The 21,214-nt window shown below is 53.4% G+C and carries 21 protein-coding genes; 13 read left to right on the top strand and 8 right to left on the bottom strand.

Annotated elements, in window-relative coordinates; all coding sequences use genetic code 11:
• Window positions 1-178: 178 nt before the first annotated feature.
• The 10 genes from J2I48_RS09715 (at window position 179) to J2I48_RS09670 (ending at window position 8,540) form a co-directional block, all read left to right on the top strand.
• On the top strand, window positions 179-790 hold the full coding sequence (locus J2I48_RS09715) for a fumarylacetoacetate hydrolase family protein (RefSeq protein WP_207335237.1): 612 nt from the start codon (window positions 179-181) through the stop codon (window positions 788-790).
• An 18-nt stretch (window positions 791-808) separates the two neighbouring features.
• A complete protein-coding gene (locus J2I48_RS09710; RefSeq protein WP_207335236.1) occupies window positions 809-2,833 on the top strand; it encodes a M23 family metallopeptidase in 2,025 nt (674 codons plus the stop codon).
• A gap of 108 nt (window positions 2,834-2,941) precedes the next feature.
• Window positions 2,942-3,391: a thioredoxin-dependent thiol peroxidase gene (gene bcp / locus J2I48_RS09705; RefSeq protein ID WP_207335235.1), complete on the top strand. Its 450-nt coding sequence runs from the start codon at window positions 2,942-2,944 to the stop codon at window positions 3,389-3,391.
• A gap of 72 nt (window positions 3,392-3,463) precedes the next feature.
• Window positions 3,464-4,321, top strand: coding sequence for a transketolase (locus J2I48_RS09700; RefSeq protein ID WP_207335234.1), 858 nt, complete (start codon window positions 3,464-3,466; stop codon window positions 4,319-4,321).
• 89 nt (window positions 4,322-4,410) lie between these two features.
• The gene (locus J2I48_RS09695; RefSeq protein WP_207335233.1) at window positions 4,411-5,367 is read left to right on the top strand and encodes an AAA family ATPase; all 957 of its coding nucleotides are present in this window, start codon (window positions 4,411-4,413) and stop codon (window positions 5,365-5,367) included.
• A complete protein-coding gene (locus J2I48_RS09690; protein ID WP_310587266.1) occupies window positions 5,364-5,948 on the top strand; it encodes a DUF4276 family protein in 585 nt (194 codons plus the stop codon). Before J2I48_RS09695 ends, J2I48_RS09690 begins: the two co-directional genes overlap by 4 nt.
• A 5-nt stretch (window positions 5,949-5,953) precedes the next feature.
• On the top strand, window positions 5,954-6,907 hold the full coding sequence (locus tag J2I48_RS09685; protein ID WP_207335231.1) for a transketolase family protein: 954 nt from the start codon (window positions 5,954-5,956) through the stop codon (window positions 6,905-6,907).
• A gap of 83 nt (window positions 6,908-6,990) precedes the next feature.
• A complete protein-coding gene (locus J2I48_RS09680) occupies window positions 6,991-7,551 on the top strand; it encodes an RNA polymerase sigma factor (protein WP_207335230.1) in 561 nt (186 codons plus the stop codon).
• 30 nt (window positions 7,552-7,581) lie between these two features.
• A complete protein-coding gene (locus J2I48_RS09675) occupies window positions 7,582-8,079 on the top strand; it encodes a hypothetical protein (RefSeq protein WP_207335229.1) in 498 nt (165 codons plus the stop codon).
• Between the two features lie 23 nt (window positions 8,080-8,102).
• The gene (locus J2I48_RS09670; protein ID WP_207335228.1) at window positions 8,103-8,540 is read left to right on the top strand and encodes a hypothetical protein; all 438 of its coding nucleotides are present in this window, start codon (window positions 8,103-8,105) and stop codon (window positions 8,538-8,540) included.
• A 118-nt stretch (window positions 8,541-8,658) separates the two neighbouring features.
• Here J2I48_RS09670 and J2I48_RS09665 read toward each other — a convergent pair whose 3' ends face one another.
• Genes J2I48_RS09665 through recQ form a run of 3 tightly spaced genes read right to left on the bottom strand, consistent with a single transcriptional unit; the run spans window position 8,659 to window position 12,683 of the window.
• Window positions 8,659-9,780 carry a vWA domain-containing protein gene (locus J2I48_RS09665; RefSeq protein ID WP_207335227.1) on the bottom strand — a complete coding sequence of 374 codons (1,122 nt, stop codon included), beginning with the start codon at window positions 9,778-9,780 and terminating at the stop codon, window positions 8,659-8,661.
• A gap of 24 nt (window positions 9,781-9,804) precedes the next feature.
• Window positions 9,805-10,506, bottom strand: a complete 702-nt coding sequence (locus J2I48_RS09660) for an MBL fold metallo-hydrolase (protein WP_207335226.1) — start codon at window positions 10,504-10,506, stop codon at window positions 9,805-9,807.
• Window positions 10,507-10,535: 29 nt separating this feature from the next.
• Window positions 10,536-12,683: a DNA helicase RecQ gene (gene recQ, locus J2I48_RS09655; protein ID WP_207335225.1), complete on the bottom strand. Its 2,148-nt coding sequence runs from the start codon at window positions 12,681-12,683 to the stop codon at window positions 10,536-10,538.
• 250 nt (window positions 12,684-12,933) lie between these two features.
• On the opposite strand from recQ, the gene J2I48_RS09650 reads away from it, so the two are divergent.
• Window positions 12,934-13,536 (top strand): hypothetical protein, encoded by a 603-nt coding sequence (locus J2I48_RS09650; protein ID WP_207335224.1) that lies wholly within the window; start codon window positions 12,934-12,936, stop codon window positions 13,534-13,536.
• 107 nt (window positions 13,537-13,643) lie between these two features.
• On the opposite strand, the gene msrB is transcribed toward J2I48_RS09650, so the two are convergent.
• The 3 genes from msrB to J2I48_RS09635 form a co-directional block, all read right to left on the bottom strand.
• Window positions 13,644-14,147: a peptide-methionine (R)-S-oxide reductase MsrB gene (msrB, locus tag J2I48_RS09645; RefSeq protein WP_207335223.1), complete on the bottom strand. Its 504-nt coding sequence runs from the start codon at window positions 14,145-14,147 to the stop codon at window positions 13,644-13,646.
• A 56-nt stretch (window positions 14,148-14,203) separates the two neighbouring features.
• The gene (locus tag J2I48_RS09640) at window positions 14,204-14,848 is read right to left on the bottom strand and encodes a peptidoglycan DD-metalloendopeptidase family protein (RefSeq protein WP_207335222.1); all 645 of its coding nucleotides are present in this window, start codon (window positions 14,846-14,848) and stop codon (window positions 14,204-14,206) included.
• Between the two features lie 118 nt (window positions 14,849-14,966).
• Window positions 14,967-16,577, bottom strand: coding sequence for a hypothetical protein (locus tag J2I48_RS09635; protein WP_207335221.1), 1,611 nt, complete (start codon window positions 16,575-16,577; stop codon window positions 14,967-14,969).
• Window positions 16,578-16,852: 275 nt separating this feature from the next.
• Between J2I48_RS09635 and J2I48_RS09630 the strand changes: the two genes are divergently transcribed.
• Entirely contained in the window at window positions 16,853-18,169 is a 1,317-nt protein-coding gene (locus J2I48_RS09630; protein WP_207335220.1) for a sialidase family protein, read from the top strand.
• A gap of 20 nt (window positions 18,170-18,189) precedes the next feature.
• Here the strand turns inward: J2I48_RS09630 and J2I48_RS09625 are convergent, their stop codons facing one another.
• Window positions 18,190-19,026 carry a ThuA domain-containing protein gene (locus tag J2I48_RS09625; protein WP_207335219.1) on the bottom strand — a complete coding sequence of 279 codons (837 nt, stop codon included), beginning with the start codon at window positions 19,024-19,026 and terminating at the stop codon, window positions 18,190-18,192.
• 86 nt (window positions 19,027-19,112) lie between these two features.
• Here J2I48_RS09625 and J2I48_RS09620 point away from each other — a divergent pair, with 86 nt between their 5' ends.
• Entirely contained in the window at window positions 19,113-19,964 is an 852-nt protein-coding gene (locus tag J2I48_RS09620; protein WP_207335218.1) for a sugar phosphate isomerase/epimerase family protein, read from the top strand.
• A 98-nt stretch (window positions 19,965-20,062) separates the two neighbouring features.
• Here the strand turns inward: J2I48_RS09620 and J2I48_RS09615 are convergent, their stop codons facing one another.
• Window positions 20,063-21,208 carry a Gfo/Idh/MocA family protein gene (locus J2I48_RS09615; protein WP_207335217.1) on the bottom strand — a complete coding sequence of 382 codons (1,146 nt, stop codon included), beginning with the start codon at window positions 21,206-21,208 and terminating at the stop codon, window positions 20,063-20,065.
• Between the last annotated feature and the right edge of the window lie 6 nt (window positions 21,209-21,214).

Below are 21,214 nucleotides of genomic sequence, written 5' to 3'. Positions count from 1 at the left end.
CCGTTGTTACAACCGGTTAGTACTCGCGAGGCAAAGCTTTTGTTTGCTGCAATTAGTGTGTTAAACTGGTTGGGCCGCGCTTATGGCTTAGATTTGCGGTAGTCAGCGAGGTTTAATCGCCACCGCGCCGCCGTTAGTAAACCGGGCCAGTTTCAGGCCCGGATCTTTTTGTCAGACTATGAAAATTATTGCTGTTGGCCGTAACTACGTCGATCATATTCGGGAGCTTAATAACGAACAGCCCGACGACCCGGTCATTTTTCTAAAGCCCGAAACGGCTATCATTCACCGCAATGCGCCGTTTTTTTATCCTGATTTTTCGTCCGACGTTCACCACGAAGTAGAGGTGCTGGTGAAGATTAACCGGGTGGGTAAAAACATTGAAGAACGGTTTGCCCATAAATACTACGACGAAGTAGGTCTGGGTATCGACTTCACTGCCCGCGACTTGCAGAGCAAGCTGAAAGCGAAAGGCCTTCCCTGGGAATTGGCCAAAGCCTTCAACGGCTCGGCTCCGGTGTCGCCGTTTGTGTCCAAAACTGAATTCGCCGATTTGCAGAACCTCAACTTTGCGCTGACTGTCAACGGTGAAACCCGGCAGGTTGGTAATACCAGTCTGATGCTGTTCAAAATAAATTACCTCATTTCGTTTGTGTCGCGCTTTTTTCTCCTTCAGAAAGGCGACATCATTTTTACTGGTACTCCTAAAGGAGTTGGCCCCGTGCAGGTTGGCGATCAACTAGTAGCGACGCTGGAAGGCCGCGAGATGCTCAATTTTGGGGTAAAGTAACTTGTACCTGGTTTATTCATGCGCATACTAACACGCTGTTTTCCTGCTATTTTATTATGCTGGGTCTTGGTAACCGGGGCCGTTAGTCAGGCGAAGCGCCCTTTCAGTTCCGTCATCCAGCCCGGCTATCTGCTGTTTCCTATTAATCCCGGTACGGCAGGGTCATTGTCGGGCGGTATGGGCGACTTGCGGGGTAATCACTTCCACGCCGGTCTGGATATCCGCACGGGTGGGGTAGAGGGGGTGCCCGTTCATGCCGCCGCCGACGGCTACGTGTCGCGAATTGCCGTGTTTACGGGGGGCTATGGCAACGTCATTTTCCTGAAACATCCCAACGGCCTGACCACGGTCTACGGCCATCTAAAAACCCTCAACGACACGCTGGGAGGCTATTTGCGACAGGCGCAATATGCCAGACAAACCTTCGAGATCGACCTGCAACCCACGCCAAATCAGTTTCCGGTAGCCAAAGGCGACGTGATTGCCCTATCGGGAAATACGGGCGGGTCGGGTGGACCGCATCTGCATTTCGAAGTGCGCGACAGCCAGGATAACTTGCTTAACCCGTTGCTTTACGCCTTCCCTGAACTCTCGGACGATGTGCCGCCCTACTTCGAGCGCATTGCCATCCGTACGCTGTCGCCCACGTCGCGGCTCAATGGCGAGTTTGGGCGGCAGACCTTCACGCCCACGCGCCGGCCCGACGGTTCATACACTATCAGCCAGCCCATTTCGGCGTCGGGGCTGCTGGGACTGGAGTTGCTGGCCTACGACAAAGCCAACGGGTCACCTTACCGAAATGGCCTTAACTGCGTGGAAATCAGGCTTGATGGGGCCGAGGTATTTGCCTACAGTATGAACTCGTTTCCGCATGAGCAGACGCGGTTCATCAACGTACACATGAACTATGAGGCCGAGCAACTGTCGGGTCAACGCTACCATCGGGGCTACGTGGCCGATGGAAATCTGCTGTCACTCTACCATACCAACGCTTACCGGGGCAAACTGCTCCTCACCGATGGCAAACCCCACGAGGTAACGATCACGCTCTTCGACAGCTATGAACATGCCGCTGTGTTGCACTTTACGGTATCTCCCGAAACAACGCCGGTAGTGCAAGCTGCTGCCAGTCAGGTAATTAGTTCGGAAGATAGCACCGATATGGCCAGTATATCAGCGCCGGTAAGTGTGCCCTCGGCCACAATCACGCCCGACGATGACGTGCTGAAACTAACCATCCGGGGGTTACCCGGCACCCCACCCAAGGCGCTGTTGTTTACCGGCAAAAAGACTACCGAACTTCCTGTGGCCTACGTGCGCGGCGACCGGACTGTGTACCTGATTGACCTCAACCGCACCCTGCCCGACTCGGTGCAGATAGGCCGCGGACGGGTACCGCTCAATTTCAGGCAGCGGGTAATACCGGGCCGCACCGAAACCGTCGATGCCGGGGCTGTCAGCCTGCGGTTTAACCCGGCTTCGCTGTTCGATACACTGTACCTGGCTACTCGTATTTCGCCTGCCAATGGGTTGGAAATCAACCAGAACACTATTCCGTTGAATGACTATATCGACGTTCGGTTTACGCCCCCTTATCCTGCGGGTATCGATACCCTGCGCACGAAAATGTATGCGGTGAACAACGGCCGCGAAACGTTTTTGGGGGGCGTCTGGACCAAAAACCGCATCGAGTTCCGCACGCGGGTGCTGGGGAAATTTGCCCTGCTCACCGACGTAACGCCCCCCGCCATCCGGGTAGTGAGTGCCACGGCCAGCGGCATCACAGCCCGCATCTCGGACGAGCGGTCGGGGATCGACAAATTCCGGGTGTTTGTTAATGGCGAGTGGGTACTGATGCAATATGACTACAAACGCGCCCTGATCTGGTCGGACAAGCTGGACCCTGAGGTGCCCTTTGAAGCGGGGCATGAGGTGAAAATTCAGGTACGCGATCAGGCAGGCAACGTAGCCGAGGTAGTCACCGCTATTGCTGAGCCACCCGCCCCCCGCCCGGTACGTCGTCCAGCGAAGCGGAGACGGTGATTTTGATTGTTTACCTGTGTGACTTTTGGTCTATTTGAAGGGCCAGACAAACAAACGAACAGACAAACAATCAAACAGCCCTTGTATGTTTGCAGTAAATTTCTGACTATGACGCTCTCCGTTGGCGATCCCGCCCCCGATTTTACTACCACTGACCAGCATGGAAAGCCGTTGCGGCTGGCCGATCTTCGGAGTAGAAAAGTGGTCCTCTATTTTTATCCGAAAGACGACACCCCCGGCTGTACGGCGCAAGCCTGTAGCCTCCGCGATAATTACGCTGACTTAAAAAAGGCGGGTTATGAGGTGTTGGGCGTGAGTGTTGACGACGAGAAATCGCATCAGAAATTCACTAAAAAATATGATCTGCCTTTTGCCCTGGCCGCTGATACGGATAAATCGGTGGTGGAAGCATACGGCGTGTGGCAGGAAAAGTCGATGTATGGCCGGACGTACATGGGTACAGTACGAACTACGTTCCTCATCGACGAAAACGGCTTTATCACCGACATCATTGAAAAAATAGACACCAAAAATCACGCACAACAGGTATTGAAATAGGATGTTGGACATTAGACACTGGAGATACCAAATAGTCCAGGATCTAATAGCTAATATCCACTGTCTAAGATTATGGAAATACAACAACTCGAACACATCGCCTCGCAGGTGCGGCGCGACATATTGCGGATGGTTTCGGCCGTCAATTCGGGGCACCCCGGCGGCTCATTAGGCTGCACGGACCTGTTTGTGGCCCTTTATTTCGACGTGATGCGCCGTAAGCTGGATGCCGATGGCAAGCCTGTTTTCAGCATGGATGGTCACGACGAAGACCTCTTCTTCCTGTCGAACGGCCACATCTCGCCTGTTTTCTATTCGGTACTGGCCCGGTCGGGCTATTTCCCGGTAGCTGAACTGGCTACGTTTCGTAAGCTGGACAGCCGATTGCAGGGCCACCCTACCACCGCTGAACACCTGCCGGGTGTGCGCATCGCGTCGGGGTCGCTGGGGCAGGGGCTATCGGTAGCGGCGGGTGCTGCCTTTGCCAAGCGTCTGAACAAGGACGACAAGCAAGTGTACGTGCTCATGGGCGACGGTGAGCAGCAGGAGGGGCAGGTATGGGAAGCCGCGCAGTTCATTCCAAACAAAAAGCTCGGCAACGTCACGGCCATCATCGACTACAACCTCGCGCAGATTGATGGTACCACTACCGGCGTAAACGACAACCGCGATCTGGCCGCTAAATACCGCGCATTTGGCTGGGATGTGAAAGAGATGCAGGGCAACGACATGGCCGATATCATCAAAACCCTGAAAGACGCCAAATACGATCATGATGTGCCGACCTTGATCTTGATGCATACCCTGATGGGCTATGGCGTCGATTTTATGGCGGGTAACTACAAGTGGCACGGCACCGCCCTCAACCCCGAACAAATGGCCAACGCCCTGGGCCAATTGCCGGTGTATGCCGGTATGGAAGACTATTAATCATGATTGCTGACGCGTCTAATTGCTGACGCCCGTGTAGAGACGCAAAATCTTGCGTCTCTACGCCGCCGGATGGTACGCCGCACCTTATGAACATCAAACGCCTCGTCATCGAAAATTTCAAGTCAATCGAAAAAATTGAACTTGAAAATCCGAATCCGTTCACGGTCTTTGTCGGCCCCAACGGTTCCGGCAAATCGAATATTTTCGAGGCATTAGAGTTTGCTGAACTTCTGCAACAAATTGGCGACAACAATCTCGTGAGGAGTCTGTTTGGTGGAGGCGAAAATTTTGGTCGTAGACAGTCGAATATTATTAAATTTACATTTGAATGCAATGCTTACGATTTCGTGATTCATATATTAATAGATGATACAGGTGCAAGTCATGGTAGGGAAACTTTCAACGATATTGAAAGTTATAAGCAGTTTACGAATTTTACCCGGCTCTTTATTGGTAACGAGCGTTTAGTAAAATTAAAATACACAGATAACAAACGTTTGACGTTATCAGCCAGTAATATGGAAACTGTACTGAAGCGATTGTTGACTGATACTATTTTAAAAGAAGAAATTCATGAGTGGCTTGATCTATTCATTCCTGGATTCAAAGCTGTAGAAGTTGTTTCAGGTACGTTTGATAGTAAAGACACCCTGCTCGTTTATGAAGCAGGTATCGACAAGCCTTTTACGAAAGACCTTATCTCAGATGGTACGTACTACATCATCACCTTGCTTGTTGCAGTATACCAAAGTGATGAACCACAATTTCTGTGCATTGAAGAGCCTGAGAATGGTTTGCATCCTCAAGTAATGATGTCGCTGGTCGAATTCTTTCGTAAAATCTGCGAAGAAAAAGGACATTATATCTGGCTCAATACGCATTCTGAGGCTATTGTTCGAAAACTCTCTACGGATGAGATTGTACTAGTTGACAAGCGAAATGGCGCAACACAAACCAGGCAGATTAAAGGTCGGAATATTTATGATATTCCAACTGATGAAGCTTGGCTAACAGGTGCTTTAGGAGGAGGGTTGCCGTGGTGAGAATTGGAATCATTGTTGAAGGAGATTGTGAGCGTATTGTCCTGAAATCAATTGCGTTCCGAAATTATTTAGCGCTCAAAAAAATTGAACTTGTTGATGATATTATCAATATGGGTGGTAAGGGTAATTTGACGCAAAGTAGCAAGCGAATGTTAAGCCAAGTACAGACACTGCGTGACCTGGGCGCAGACCACATTGTTGTGTTGCGTGATTTAGATGAACCAGAGAGCTTGGAATCAGTAGCAAGGATAAAAGCAGAAATTCAGCGAGCAGATAATATGTCGGTTTGTTTGGCTATTCAAGAACTTGAGGCATGGTTCCTGGCTGATTCAGCTACTTTATCAATATTATTTAATACGGCATTCTATTGTGAAAAGCCACAGATTATTAATAAGCCTGCAATTCATTTGAGTGAATTACGAATGACTTACATACAGCGAGGAATTTCCGATAAAAAAGGATTTGCCAGCGCAATGATTAATAACGGCTTCACCATTGAACGCGCCGCCGTGCACCCCAACTGCCCGTCGGCGCGGTATTTCTTGAGTACATTGCAGACCATCGCCTCGGCGACTATTTGATAAGCATGAAAAAATTCGACTACACAGACAAGAAAGACACCCGGTCAGGGTTTGGCGCGGGGATGCATGAACTGGGCAAAACCAACCCGAATGTGGTGGCCCTCACCGCCGATTTGGCCGGATCGCTCAAACTGGATGCCTTCATTAAGGACTTCCCGGATCGGTTCATCCAGTGCGGCATTGCCGAGGCTAACATGATCGGCGTGTCGGCGGGGTTGACCATTGGGGGGCACATTCCGTTTGCGACCACGTTCGCCAACTTCGCTACGGGGCGGGTGTATGACCAAATCCGGCAGTCGGTGGCCTACTCGGAGAAGAACGTAAAAATATGCGCGTCGCACTCGGGGCTTACCTTGGGCGAAGACGGGGCCACACACCAGATTCTGGAAGACCTGGGCATGATGAAAATGCTGCCCAATATGACTGTCATCTGCACCTGCGATTACAACCAAACCAAAGCCGCTACCCTGGCCATTGCCGAACACGTGGGGCCGGTATACCTGCGTTTTGGTCGCCCGGTGCTGCCGGTGTTCACCCCCGCCGACCAGAAATTCGAGATCGGAAAGGCCTGGCACATGAACGAAGGCGATGCCTGCTCGGTGTTTGTAACGGGCAACCTGGTATGGGAAGCTGTGCTGGCGGGCGAGCAACTGGCTGCCGAAGGCATCGAAATCGACCTGATTAACATTCACACGATCAAGCCGCTGGATTCGGAGGCGATTTTGAATTCGGTCAAGAAAACGGGCTGCGCTGTTTCTGTAGAAGAACACAATATTCTGGGTGGGCTTGGCGAAAGTATCGCTCACGTGTTGGCGCAAAATTTGCCGCGTCCTCAGGAGTTCGTAGGTACGAAAGACACCTTCGGCGAGAGCGGCACCCCCGACCAGCTACTCGAAAAATACGGCCTCAAAGCCGCCAATATTGTTGAAGCCGTTAAGAAGGCGATGGCAAGGAAATAAGTGGTGAGTGGTAAGTGCTAAGTGGTGCGTGCTTTGCGTCAGCTAACTCACCACTTAGTACTCACCACTCACCACTCTTAACAATGACTGACAAGGAATTACTCGAAAAATACCGCGATCCGTCGAGCCGGAATTATGCCTTCAATATGCTGGTCAAAATGTATCAGCAGAAGATCTATTGGCATATCCGTAAGATGGTGATCGACCACGACGATGCCGACGACCTGGTGCAGGATACGTTTGTGAAGGTGTGGGCGAGCCTGGAACAGTTTCGGGGTGATAGTCAGTTGTATACGTGGATTTACCGCATTGCCACCAACGAATGCCTGAACTTCCTGAACAAGAAACGCCGCCGGTTTTTTCTGCCCATTGGCGATGTGGAAGGGGAGTTGATGGAGAAATTAGAAACCAACGCTGACTACGTGACCAGCGGTAATGACCCCAGCGGCGAGGAGGTACAACTTGCCTTGCAAAAAGCCCTGCTGAAACTGCCCGACAAACAGCGCCTGGTATTTAACATGAAATATTTCGACGACATGAAGTACGAAGAGATTTCTGAAATCACCGGTACATCAGTCGGGGCGTTGAAGGCATCATACCACCTGGCGGTTAAAAAAATAGAGGATTTTTTAACCAACCGTTAAACTTCGGCATAGCCTGAACGTCCAATAGTTATGAATACGAAACCACCATTCCGGCTTGATGAGCTCGACGCAGGGCATCCCCTTCGGCAGCATCCGTTTGAGGCTACGGGGCAGGGCGTACCCGATCAGTATTTCGATTCGCTGGCCTCGCGGGTGCAAGCCCGGATTGCTGATCAGCGCAAGCAGGAAGAAGCCCATGCGGGTCCGTTGGTGAGCTGGTCATGGGGGCGCACATTGGCTTCACTGGCGGGAGCTGGCCTAGTGGCGGCATTGGTGTATGTAACCTGGCCGCAACGGCAGGATTCTATTGGCCGCGAAACGTTGAGTGGCGTAAGTGATGCGGCTATTGTGGCTTATCTCGATGAGCAAGGCCTGAATCCCGACGAGATTGCCAGTACCCCCGCCGCCGATGCGTCGATGATGGATGACTCAACAACAATTAAGTACCTTGACCTGAAACCTGACGCTATCCGACAGTATCTGGATATGCAAAATATTGATAATGAACAGCTTAACGCCGGTTCATGAGCTAAATTTTACGACCTACACTTATGAAGCACCTATTAGTGAGCCTTTTGCTGTTGACTACCCTGTCTGTAGGAAGCGTGTCTGCCCAAAATGACAGCCAGCGTATTGAGTCGGCCAAGATTGGGTATATCACCAATCGGTTGAACCTGACCACCGAGCAGGCACCCCAATTTTGGGCGATCTACAACGATTACAACGGCAAGAAGAAAGACCTCAACCGGCGGGTACGTCAGTTGATGGGTGAAAATTCGCGGCAGGGTGTGCAGAAATTAAACGACGCCGACTTGTTGAATCAATTGAAAGATATCAATGCGTCGAAGCAGAAAATTGCTGATCTGGACGACGAGTACATGCCGCGCTTTTTGAAGGTAATTAGTCCAGCCCAACTTCAGGAACTCTACAAAGCCGAACGTGATTTTAACCGTCGGCTGCTGGAAAAGCTCAATACGAATCAGGATTGAGGGAAAGGAGGAAAGGCAGGAAGGGAGAAAAGGAGAAATGGAACAAGGTTGCTGACGCCAAAACATAAAACCTGCGTCAGCAACCTTGTTCCATTTCTCCCTTCCTACCTTTCCTCCTTCAAAGCCACCTCCCCAGCGCCCGCAGACTTGCTACGTTGTGTACGGCGGCGAAACCATCGAGCAGGGGCAGGGCAGCCTGCATGGCGGCAGTGGTAGGCTCGAAGGTGGGACTGCCCGCGAGGGGGTTAAGCCATACCAGCTTTTTAGCTTTTGTCTTAATACGCCTTAAACTGTCGGTGAGGCGTTGTGGGTCATCGGTGTCCCAGCCGTCGCTGAGAATGAGCACGAGGGTGTGGTTGTTCACCAGCGACAGATGCTCATCCACAAACTGTTCCAGCGAAGCGCCAATCCGGGTGCCGCCGCCCCAACCCGGTGCCGTTTCGGCTACGTGTTGCAGGGCATCGGTGAAGGGTCGGCTCTTGAGCGCCGATGAGATTCGGTGCAACTCGGTGCTGAATACAAACGTGTCGATGCGCCGATACACCGACTGAAAGGCGTACATGAACTGAATCAGAAACGTGCTGTACAGATCCATCGACTGGCTTACGTCGGCCAAAATGACCACGTTGAGGCGGTTTTTGCGGGGTTTCTGATACGCCAAATCAATCAGCTCGCCCCCCCGCCGGAGGTTCTTTCGTAGCGTACGGGGCAGGTCGAAGCGGCGGGCTGATGCGGTTTTTTGGTGGCGACGATTGGCCTGGCGGGCCAGCGTGAGTGACAGTTCGCGGATATATTGCATCACCGCTTGCAGGTCGTCGGCGCTAATGGTGGCAAAATCCTGCTGCGCCAGATTCTGCTGCGTGGAGTAGGTAACGAGGCTGGTTTCTTCGGTAGGTTTGTTGCCATAGAGCCACGATTTCAACTGGTTAAAATCAGGTCCCTGCTTGGGCTGAGTACGTTGTTTTTGCTTTGGGTCGTCCTTGCGCTTGGCGTCAACGGCCTTTTCCAGTTCTTTCCAGTATTGCGCAAACAGCGTGTCAAACGCCTCCAGGTCACTTGCCCGCCGACAGAGTACCGTGCGCAACGCCAGCCGAAACTCATCCCGGTCTCCCAACCTGATAGTAGCTAATGCTAACAAAGCTGACGCTTCTTCGTCAGGGCCAATACCCATCCCGTTTGCCCGCAAAAAGCGGCAAAACGCCACAATATTGTGTGATAGGGAGGTGCGGCGGGTGATCACGGGTTGATTAGCTAGGGGAGCCTATTACGCTCGGAGGTCCTTGAATTTGGCTTCTAATGTACGATTAGCCTGCCCGGTTAACGTAGTGCCATGACCAAAAACGGCTTTATCGAACTTGTGTTTAGAAACGGCCAAAATGCTTTCGATACCCAGGGCGCGGTCTTCGTAGACGGTGCTGAGATCGAGGCCAACGACGTTTGCACAGAGATCTCCTGCTATCAACACGCCTTCTTTCTGAAGTAACAGCGCAATGTGGCCTGCGCTGTGGCCGGGCGTATGTAGCACCTGAAGTCCGCCCGCAATGGGGAGTACGTCGTTGTGCTGTAGCGTCTGATCTACCGTCGCCGCTTCGATAGCAGGACTCATATTTTTTATGAGCAACTTGAATATGAGCCAGTTAATGATTCCCGGTGACACGGTAATGGCCGACCGTCCACCAACACCCTGTGCCACCAGCGCCGCATCCTGCTCATGCGCCAACAGCGGAACACCCAGCCTGTTTTTAATCGCGGCCGCACTTCCTGCGTGATCGGGGTGGGCGTGGGTCAGGATGATCTGCCTGATGGCTTCCGGGTTTTCGCCCCTCTTGCGAATGGCCGCAACGATTTTGTCTGTACTATCCTTGTAGCCCGTGTCGATCAGCGTTAGCCCGTCGCTGTCTTTGATCACAAACACATTGACGGCTCCCAGTGAGATCTGGTACAGCGACGGTGTTATCTGTTTCATAGCTGACTTTATTTATCAGCTAGTTACGATTACCGCCGCATGAGTGCAATGGTCAAATTGATTTTGCCGTAGTCGTAGCGGCCTTCGAGGTGGTCGTAGATGGGTTTGGTGCGGTTTTCTTCCAGGCCCACCACTGCAATGGCGGCTTCTACCTCGCGGCGTTCGGCGGGGGTAATAAGCGTCTCCAGGTCGATGTCGTACCCCGCCTGACTAAGTTGAAACAGGTGGTTCGCCACGCTCGACGGGCCAAGCTGCCGCGCCTGCGAGATCTCCTCGATGCTCATGCCTTTGTTGTAATAATCGAGCGTAACGAGCTGGGTTGATCCTTTTGGCTTCTCACCCGCCTCCACTTTGCCCATCACAAATTCCACGATTTCGGCCAAGAACACCTTGCCAAACATCTCCAGCTTGCGCTCACCCACCCCCGACACGTTGCGAAGGGCTTCGGGTGTGGTGGGGCGCTGCCGGGCCATATCTTCCAGCGTCGAGTCGGTGAAGACCACGTAGGGTGGCACATTTTGCTCGTCGGCGAGGCGCTTGCGCAGGGCGCGGAGCTTTTCGAACAGGGCATCCCGTGTGGCCTCGGTGCGGGCGCGGGGTGCTTTTTCGGTCACCACCGGCTTGGGTGCATCGTCGGGGCGTACCAGGCTGATGGTCTTGCCGTTATAGAGAATGTCTTTGGCTAAAATCCCCTGACGCAGGGCGTAGTGGTGTTCATAGGCCACCTCAATCACGCCGATGTTGATGAGCTGATGGAGGTACGAGCGCCAGTCTTCAAACCGCAGATCGGCCCCGGCGCCGTAGGTCTTGATCTTGTCATATCCGTTAGACAGCACCGCCGCCGACCGCGACCCGCGCAGCACGTCGATGAGTACGTTCATGGGTACGCGTTCGCCCAGCCGGATAATGGCCGACAGGGCTTTTTGGGCCAGCACGGTGGCATCGAACGTCACGCGGGGGTTGCGGCACACGTCGCAGTTACCGCATGGTTCGGGCAGTTCTTCCGAGAAATACGACAGCAAAATCTGCCGCCGACAGGTGTTGGCTTCGGCATATTGCTTCATCCGTTCCAGCTTCGCCAACTGCAACTCCAGGTTGGCGGGCTTGTTGTCGGTGAGCATCTGCGTGTAGGTGGCTACGTCGGCGAAGCTGTAGAAAAGGACCGTCTGCGAGGGTAGCCCGTCGCGCCCGGCGCGGCCAATTTCCTGGTAGTAACCCTCAATGTTTTTGGGCATATTGTAGTGCATCACCCATCGTACGTTGCTCTTGTCGATGCCCATGCCGAAGGCGATGGTGGCGCACATGATCCTGACGTCGTCGCGAAGGAACGCCTCCTGAATCCGGCCTCGTTCCGACGAGTCCATGCCTGCGTGGTAAAACGCCGCCGAAAACCCTTTCTCCATCAGCTTCGCCGCCAGCGTTTCGCACGACTTGCGGCTGAGGCAGTAGATGATGCCAGAGGTGTCGGGTTTTTGCTGTAACAGCTTCACAATCTGACCAATGCGGTTGTTGCCGGGCAGCACTTGCAGGCTCAGGTTGGTGCGGTTGAACGAGTCGATAAACACCGCCGGGTCGTGCATGTCGAGCCGCTGAGAGATGTCGAGCCGGGTGAGGCGGTCGGCGGTGGCGGTGAGGGCAATGATGGGCACCTGCGGAAACCACCTGCGCAACTGGTTTAGCTGGGTATATTCAGGCCTGAAGTCATGACCCCATGACGAAATACAGTGTGCCTCGTCAATGGCGAACATCGAAAGTTGAAGGCTGTTGAGGAACGTGTAGAACGAATCGGACAGCAGCTTTTCGGGCGATACGTAGAGTAGTTTGATCTTGCCCTGCCGGCAGTTGGCCTCTACCTCCCGCCACTCTTTGGTGCCCTGCGATGAGTTGATGTAAGCCGCCGCAATGCCGTTGAGGTGCAGGGCCTCCACCTGATCTTTCATGAGCGCAATCAGGGGTGAGACTACTACGCACAGGCCGGGCATCATAAGCGCCGGAATCTGAAAACAAACCGACTTACCACCCCCCGTTGGCATAAGCACCACAGTGTCGCGTCCGCTCGTAATCGACTGAATAACAGCCTCCTGCATAGGTCGGAAGCGGTCGTAACCGTAGTAGCGTTTAAGGTAAGAGACGGGGTCCTGCTGGGTAGTTTGCACGCTGGCGTTGGAGGTAAGCATACGGCGGAAATAAGGTATACGAAGATACGAAAAAGAGCCAAGAGGTGAGAGCCAAGAGGCAAGAGTTGCTGACTGGTTTGCTGGTGCAGCAGGAGGACACTTGCGTTAGCATCTCTTGGCTCTTGCTTCTCACCTCTTGCCTCTCACCTCTTAAATTTCCCTTAACTCGTTGTTTTCCTGCGACTTTTGCCGCACATTTCCGTCGAAGTACCGAAACCAGTTTTCTTAACCACTTATCAAATCGATTTTCATGAAAAAGCCCGTTGCATTACTCACCCTGTTTCTTGGCTTGTTGATTGCATTTGCCGCCCCGGCACAGGATGCCAAGCCGAAAAAAGAGAAAGCCAAGAAAGAAAAAGCTGAGAAGGTAGACGCTGCCAAAGACGCTAAAGCACAGGCAAAGGCCGACAAAAAAGCGGCTAAAGAAGCTGAAAAAGTAGCCAAAACCGACGCCGGTAAAGACGCCGCCAAAGCAGCCAAGGAGCAGGCTAAAGCTGATAAAAAAGCGGCCAAGGAAGCCAAAAAAGACGCGAAAGAGGCTGCCGACGACAAAATAACGAAGGCCGACAAGAAAGCCGCTAAAGCCGACGCCAAGATGAAAGATGATGCTGCTACGACCAAGGCCGACAAAAAAGCCGCCAAGGCCGATAAGATGGAGGCCAAAGCTGACAACAAAATGGCAAAGGCATCATCGAAAGCCGAAACCAAGGCCAGCCCTGCCGACTACAAAGCCCCCGTTGACCGGAGCATGAAAGGCCCCAACGGCGAACAGGTAATGACCGGCCCCCGTGGTGGCAAGTACTACATCAATAAGAACGGTAACAAGACGTACCTGAGCAGTTTGAAAGACTGAAAAAGAAGAGTCTAAAATCCAAGGTCTAACGTCTAAAGTTAGCTGACGCAAGAGTATAGGTGCGTCAGCCAACTTTAGACGTTAGACCTTGGACTTTTAACCTTAGACTACTTTTCAAACACCATCGCGTCGCCGTTCATGCAGTAGCGGAGGCCGGAGGGTTCGGGGCCGTCAGGGAAGACGTGGCCGAGGTGCCCGTCGCACACGGCGCAACGTACTTCGGTACGGTTGCCGTCGGGTTCGGTATAGATTGCGTTGGGCACGATAGGGGCAAAGAAACTGGGCCATCCGGTGTTGGAATCGAACTTGGTTTTCGAGGAAAACAGCGGGTTCCGGCAACCGGCACAGACGTAGATGCCAGCGCGTTTTTCATGGGTGAGGTCGCTGCTGTTGGGCCATTCGGTATGGCTTTCGCGCAGCACCGCATATTGGGCCTGCGTGAGGTGTATCCGCCAGTCGGCGTCGGTTTTGGTCATGCGCCGCCCACCCGGCGAGGTGGCTCCCGGTGGCCGTTGGTGCGGTGGCCGGGGCGTGGCAAAGTAGGTGCCATAGAGCCAGATGCCGCCTCCCAAAAGCAACGCCAGGAGCAGAAAAAGCTTATTCTGATTCATTAAACCATTAAACATACAAGGTTTTAAACGGGGGCACCTAGCCCTTATAGGTTTGTTTATAAGTTTCTTATATTCAGCCACTTATTTGGATTTGGGCATCGCGTCAGCCACTCGTTTCGTTCCGATGGGCGGCACACACCGGGGTAGTCGCCGTGCAGGCCAAGCATATCGTGCATAAGCTGGAAATGGAGGTGCGGGGGCCAGTCGCCATTTTCGGGGTAGGGGCCGAATTCGGCCAGTTTCTCACCCGCCCGGAACGGTTTTCCGTCGTACAAATCGGTCAGTGAGGCGCGGGACAAATGGCCGTAGAGGCTGAAACGCGGGAAGCCTTCGGTATTGTGTTCCAGAATTATGGTCGGGCCGTAATCAGCGTATTGCGCATTATCCCGAAAGCTATGTACTACCCCATCAACGGGGGCAAACACGGGCGTACCGGCTGCGGCCCAGAAGTCGATGCCGAGGTGAATGGAGCGGGGTTCGTCGCCTGTGGGCGTAAAGTGCGGACTATTGCTATACACCACTCGGTCTTCGTTGTACCCACCCACGCCCACCACAGCCCCCGCCGCCCTGATCTTGCCAAAGACGTAATTGGTAAACGTGTCGATGTTAGTCAGATTCAACGTAGCCAGATCGGGATTAGCAGCGGTGAAATCAAGGACTAGGTAAGGGTCTCGGTCGAAATAGAAAGGGAGCAGGTGCATGTGTTGACAATAAATTTTTTGTCAAAAAAGTTGACAATAGAATTTTTGTCAAAAAATCTGGCAAAAATAAACCCCGACCAATGCATTAGTCGAGGTTTGGGAAGCGTAGGAAAGGCGTTTACTGGCAGTTGGTGTAATCCAGCGCAATCTGTTTAATGTCGAACGGGGTGCTGGCTTTCTGGTACTTGTCGTTGAGCGACGAACATTCCTTCAGGTATTCCAGCGCGTTGCGGCGGGCATTGAGCAATGATGATTTCACGCCTTTGTCATCGCCGGGCTTGAGCAGTACGTATTCGCTCGTGGTGGGTAGCGCCGACCGGTAGACGGTAATCTTGGGCGACTGGTAGTCAGAGCGAAGCATGTACCACACAGACCCGCCGAGACCAACCGTGCCGAATTTCCGAAACTGGTAATCCGTGCCGTCGTTGCCTTTCAGCGACTTCACCACCGAACTACGAATCAGCGTTGGCTTCACGGCCCCGGATGCATCGGTAACAGGCACGGTCAGCACCAATTCGGCTGCCCCCATATTAAGGACACCACCCCCGCTACCGTTACCCCCGCCGCCGCGCAGGAGACCGCCACCGCCCAGCAGACCGCCACCACCGCCGCTACCACCACTGGGTGCGTTATCAGCTACAGGCTCCGGCTCTGGCCGACGTACCTGAATCGCGCCCTGATATGTACCGGCATGTTTACCTTCCACCACGATGGTGCCGTCGACGGTCAGGAAGTTGTTGAGCTTGACCACGTCTGAGGCTGTCAGGACTTTGTCAGACACGGGCTTGATATCATCTTCTGGTTTGGCCTGTAACTGGGCAAGCAGGTGTTCGAGGTCGTCGCTGTTGCGGTGACTGGCCAGACCAAACAACGCTTTCTCGGTTTTGTCGATTGGTTTGTAGGCCTCTACATAGCCGGCGGCTTTGGCGTAGTCGCCTTTTAAAATCTGGAACAAGGCCAGGTTTTGCAGGGCTGCCCGCTTCACCTCGTTTACCTCGCCTTCGCCGCTGTAGCTGGCCATCTTCTCCCAAAAAGGTACGTAAGGCTCACTGGCGGCAATGAAACTGACCACACCCTGTCGATTCAATACCTTGCGTATTTCGTCGACCTGGGTTTCGAACTCTTTTAGTTCTGATTTCTTCTTCACGTCGTCGAGGTAAGCTAATCGCGAGTTGAGCGATGCTTTATACCCATAAATTTTACCTGCAAACGGCTCCAGCGACTGGCTGATGGCTTCCTGCGTAGCAATCAACGTCCGCGACTTGCCGGTGAGTGCGCCCCAGCGACCATTGTCCGGAATGAGCAGTTCGGGGTAGTTCTGCCCGGCGTCGTAGAGTAGCGTACCAAACTTATCGTAGACGCGCGTGTGCAGGGCGATGCTGACGGCCTGGCCAGAATTGACCGTTGTTGGCTTCACCCATTTAAACCGGTGGATGAGCGCAATGATGTGAAAGTCGCCCGTTGAATCGGTTTGCTTAAACCGCCCGAAGGCAGCCCGCATAGGTGTGCGAAACAACTCCCGGATATCGTTAATGTCTTTGGCCGACATGAACGAATCGCTAATCTTGTCGGTGATCGAAACGCGCAGGTCGAACGTGGCGTTTTCCTGCAAAGATGGATAGACTGCGGGAATAGCCTGTTCGAAATTGACACCTTCGTAGTTAACTTCCTGTGCCCGCAGTTGAGCAACTGAACAAACTAATAGACAGGCCAATAGTATTTTTTTCATCAGTGAATGTGGTGATTGATAAGGGACTTGTTTTTCGTAAGAAGCGACAATTTACTCTGCATCGGTATATAGATGTTTCGTTGGCCGAGATAATATTTTCATTGGTTAATTCTATCATTTGAATAGGCTTTTGGTTGGGATGACTGCATCGAATTGACCATAAGCACTATCTGTTTGTGACGTTTAACTGGAAACAAATAATTTTGAATCGTTCTAAACAAGGTATAGTTTTGTCGTATCAATCTTGCTTTCAACTGCCCAATAGGCTCCTCTCTATGCGCTCGCTTTCAGTTCTTTCCCTTGCCGTTGCCCTGCTGACTCAGCCGGGGTATGGCCGCCCCGGTAACCCACTTGTGGCCGACGATACCCGCGCCGTAGCCACGCCCATGCTCACCCAAACCAAAAACGGTCAAGTGTTGCTGTCGTGGACCGAAAAAGACCCCAGCGGTCTGGTCTCACTCTATACGGCGCGCTCGGCCGATGCGGGCAAAACGTTCTCGGAGAAAGCCCTTGTCTACGCTGCCAACGGCCTGGGCAACAGCCGCCTGATGAAACCCCGCATTCTGGTGCAGCCTACCGGGACGCTGGTGGCCGTGTTTGTACTCCGCACCGAGACTACCCCGGCCACAACTACCCCAGCCGCACCTGCTCCGGCCGAACACAACCACGCAGGTATGAACCATGGTGACATGAAGCCCACAGAAGCCCCAAAACCTGCCCCCCCAACGGGCGAACGCGGCGGACGTCCTGGCCGTGGTCCCGCTACAACGCAGATCATGGTGGCATCGTCAACCGACAATGGTCAAACCTGGACCGCGCCGAAAGCCGTCGACTCTGATCCCACGCCCAACCTGCTCCGTGGCTTTTTCGACGCGGCAGTATTGCCCAATGGTGAACTGGCCATAGCCTACCTGAAAGATGTGGCGGGCAGTACCAAACACGAAGAGCGTAACCTGCGGCTGGTAGTGACCAAAAATGGCCAGTTCCAACCCGAGCGCATCATCGACCCCGTGGCCTGCGACTGCTGCAACGTAGGTCTGCTGGTGGATGCCAACGGGGCGCTTAACGTATACTACCGCGACAACAACGACGACATCCGTGACATGTCGCGCATGGTGTCTACCGACAATGGCCTGACGTTCTCATCGCCGAAAACGATCTATGCCGACAACTGGAAGATCAATGGTTGCCCCCACAGTGGCCCTGCAGCTATAAAGATGGGCAACTCGGCCTTAGTAGCCTGGTATTCAGGTACAACCAACAACACCGCTGGTTTGCGGGTGGTAACCCAGGCCGGTGAGCGGCTGGCTGTGATTGAGGAGCCATCGGCTAAAAATGCCTCGCTGGTTGAGGCTTCGGGCGCGGGCGTACTGCTCTGGGATCAGGTGCGTAGCACCACCGAAACGCCCACGTCGGCTATTGCTTACCGCACGTTCCGGGGTGGAAAATCGTCGGAAACGAAATGGCTGGCGGACTCTGATCAGGGTCAGAACGCGAGTGGGCTGGTGGTTAATAACCAGTTGATCGTGGCCTACGAACTTAAGCGTCCCGGCAAACCCAACGCCCTTCAGCTTGGGTACGTGTCGTTGTAAATGTGTTGATTCAACACTCCTCAATACTGCACCGGCGTATCGCGGTCCGTAGCGTAGGCACGATTAAAATCGACCGTTTTAACCTGGCCCGCTATGAAGCGAATTCCCTGGAAGAGGTGGTTTACATAGGTAGGGTCAGTGTAGTCTTTTTTGTCGTGGCCCAGGGTGGTGCACCAGGTGTAGCCCCCGTCGTAGGCATAGGTCCAGGCGGCGGGGTAGAGGTTGGTAAACATCCCCCGGTTGGCTGTGATCTTTTCGGTTTCGTCGGGGTTGAGGCCCGCCAGGTTATGCGCCAGTAAAACAGTGGGGCCGGGCGTCATTTCCTTGATGAAATAACACTCGTCGCTATGTTCCCAGGTTGCCGGTACACCCTCCATCGACGGGTGACGGCTATTGAGAACGGTCAGCCTCAGTGGTTGAAATTTCGGGTGCCACGCGAATGTGCCGCCTAATAACTGTTTGAACCACGGCCAGTTGCGTTCTGTGCCCAGCACCGAATGCACCCCCACAAACCCGCCGCCCGCTTCAATGTATCGCCGGAACACAAGCCGTTGCGCATCGGTGTCGAAGACGTCATTATTGGTATTCAGGAACAGGAGCAGTGTGTAGCGCCGCAGGTTGTCTTCCGAAAAGACGGTCGGGCTACTCGACGTATCGACACGAAAACCGTATTGCGTTCCCATGCGCTGAATAGCCTTCGTCGCTTCGGGAATGTTGTCGTGGACGTAGCCCTTGCCGTTTTTGGTATACACCAGCACCGACACCTTTTTCCAGTTGACGGTGGTTTGCGCCGTTGCTATGGGGCAAATGACGGCGGCGAGAAGGAATAGCAGGGGGCAGAGAGCTAAGCGGGTCATAAAGAAGGTACAAACAACGGGTGATAGTATGCTTATGGCCGACAGCTCTTTGTGTTTGGACTACATAGCCAACGGCTCTTACTCACATGAAAAAACAAATGCTTGCCGGTTGTTTACTGCTCTCGGCCACCTTGTCCTTTGGGCAGAAACAGGGCGCTCCGCTCTATAAAGCGGCATTCGGCGTACAGGCGTACACGTTTCGCAACAGCTTCCCAAAGGGGACACTCGCCACCCTCGACACCATCAAGGCACTGGGGTTCACCGAGATGGAAGGCGGTGCCACCAAAGACATGACCCCGCAGGAATTTAGAAAAGCCTGCGACGAACGGGGTATCAAAATCACGTCAACGGGCGGCGGCTATGAACAACTGGTGAAAAACCCGCAGGAGGCTGCCGCTACGGCCAAAATCCTGGGTGCCACCTACCTGATGTGCGCCTGGATTCCGCATCAGAAAGGCAACTTCACCATCGAAAACGCCAAAAAAGCGGTCGACGATTTTAACGCTATTGGCAAGGTGATGAAAGAAAACGGCATCACCTTCTGCTACCACGATCACGGCTACGAATTTCAGAAATACGGCGACGGGACCCTACTCGACTACATCATTCAGCACACCAACCCGGCCTACGTGTCTTTCGAAATGGACGTGCTCTGGACCGTTTTCGGCGGTGGCGACCCCGTGGCATTACTGAAAAAATACGGTAGCCGCTGGAAGCTGATGCACGTAAAAGACCTCAAAAAAGGCGTAGTGGGCAATCTAACCGGCGGCACTGCTCCCGAAAACGACGTGGTAGTTGGAGATGGACAAGCCGATTTCCCGAACATCATTAAAGAGGCCAACCGAATCGGTATCAAACACTTCTACATCGAAGATGAAAGCAACAAAGAGTTCGAGCAGATCCCGAAAAGCATCGCGTATTTGAAGAGTCTGAAGTAGACGATGTTGGATATTGGACGTTGGATACTAAACACTGGGTCAGATTACTAGCGTCCAGTGCTTAGTATCCAATATCCAACGTCCAGCATCCAGCGTCGCTACTTTGCCAGCTTAATCATCTCCGCTTTTTTCTGCGCTTTCAGGGCCAGTTCGGTGGCCAGGAAACAATGCGCCTGCGTCATGGCGGTTTCGGTACGGTTCAGCACGTCGTCGATAAGTTGGCCACCGTAGGGGAGGGGTTCCTGACTGCAGTCGATGTGCTTGGTTTCTTTCTGGTTTACCAAAAACAGGTGACTACCCCCCGTACGACCGCCAATGTCGACGTATTTGCGAAGTTCCATGTAGCCGTCGGTGCCCAGAATCGTGAGCCTGCCGTCGCCCCAAGTGCTGAGGCCGTCGGGGGTGAACCAGTCAACGCGGACGTAGCCCATGCCACCGTTACCGCGCAGCATTAGATCGCCAAAATCCTGAAATTGAGGGTATTGCGGGTAATGCACGTTGCCCGCCTGCGCCGCCACGACATCGGCCGTGTTCGAGCCGGTGAAATACAAAAACTGGTCGCACTGATGCGAACCGATGTCGCAGAGGATGCCGCCGTAGTTTTTTTGGTCGAAAAACCACTCAGGCCGCGACTTGGGCGTCATGCGGTGGGGGCCTAGTCCGATGGTCTGAATCACGTTGCCGATAGCCCCGGCTTTCACCAGTTCACCCGCCTTCACCGTAGCCTGATTTTCGAAGCGTTCGCTGTACGAAATCGAATAAATGCGTTTGGTTTCGCGCTGCACTTTCTTTACCTCAGCCAGTTGCTCCAGCGACGTAATGCCGGGTTTATCCACCATCACATCTTTGCCGTGGCGCATGGCAGCCATGCCAATCACCGCCCGCTCGGCCGGAATGGCCGACGACGCAATGAGTTGGATTGACTTGTCGTCCAAAATTTCGGCCTGTGACCGGGCTACTTTCGCCTGTGGAAATTCTTTGGTGAAGGCCGCCAACAGATCGGGTTCAACAGCATATACTGAAATCAGTTCGCCCCCATTTCGGAGCAACGCCTTAACCATGGAATAGATGTGTCCGTGGTTGATGCCGATTACCGAAAACCGCATTCGCGTGGCACCGGTGTAGGTTATGGGAATGGAAGGTGATTTGGGCGAGGCAGACAGGGCCATTTCAGGTAGGGCTACCAGCCCCGCTGCCGAGGCCATACTTTGCTGAATAAACTGGCGGCGGTTGTTGTGTTTCATAGGGGA

This window comes from Fibrella aquatilis, assembly GCF_017353255.1.
Taxonomy (GTDB): Bacteria; Bacteroidota; Bacteroidia; order Cytophagales; family Spirosomataceae; genus Fibrella; species Fibrella aquatilis.
This window is presented reverse-complemented; position numbering and strand designations above follow the sequence as displayed.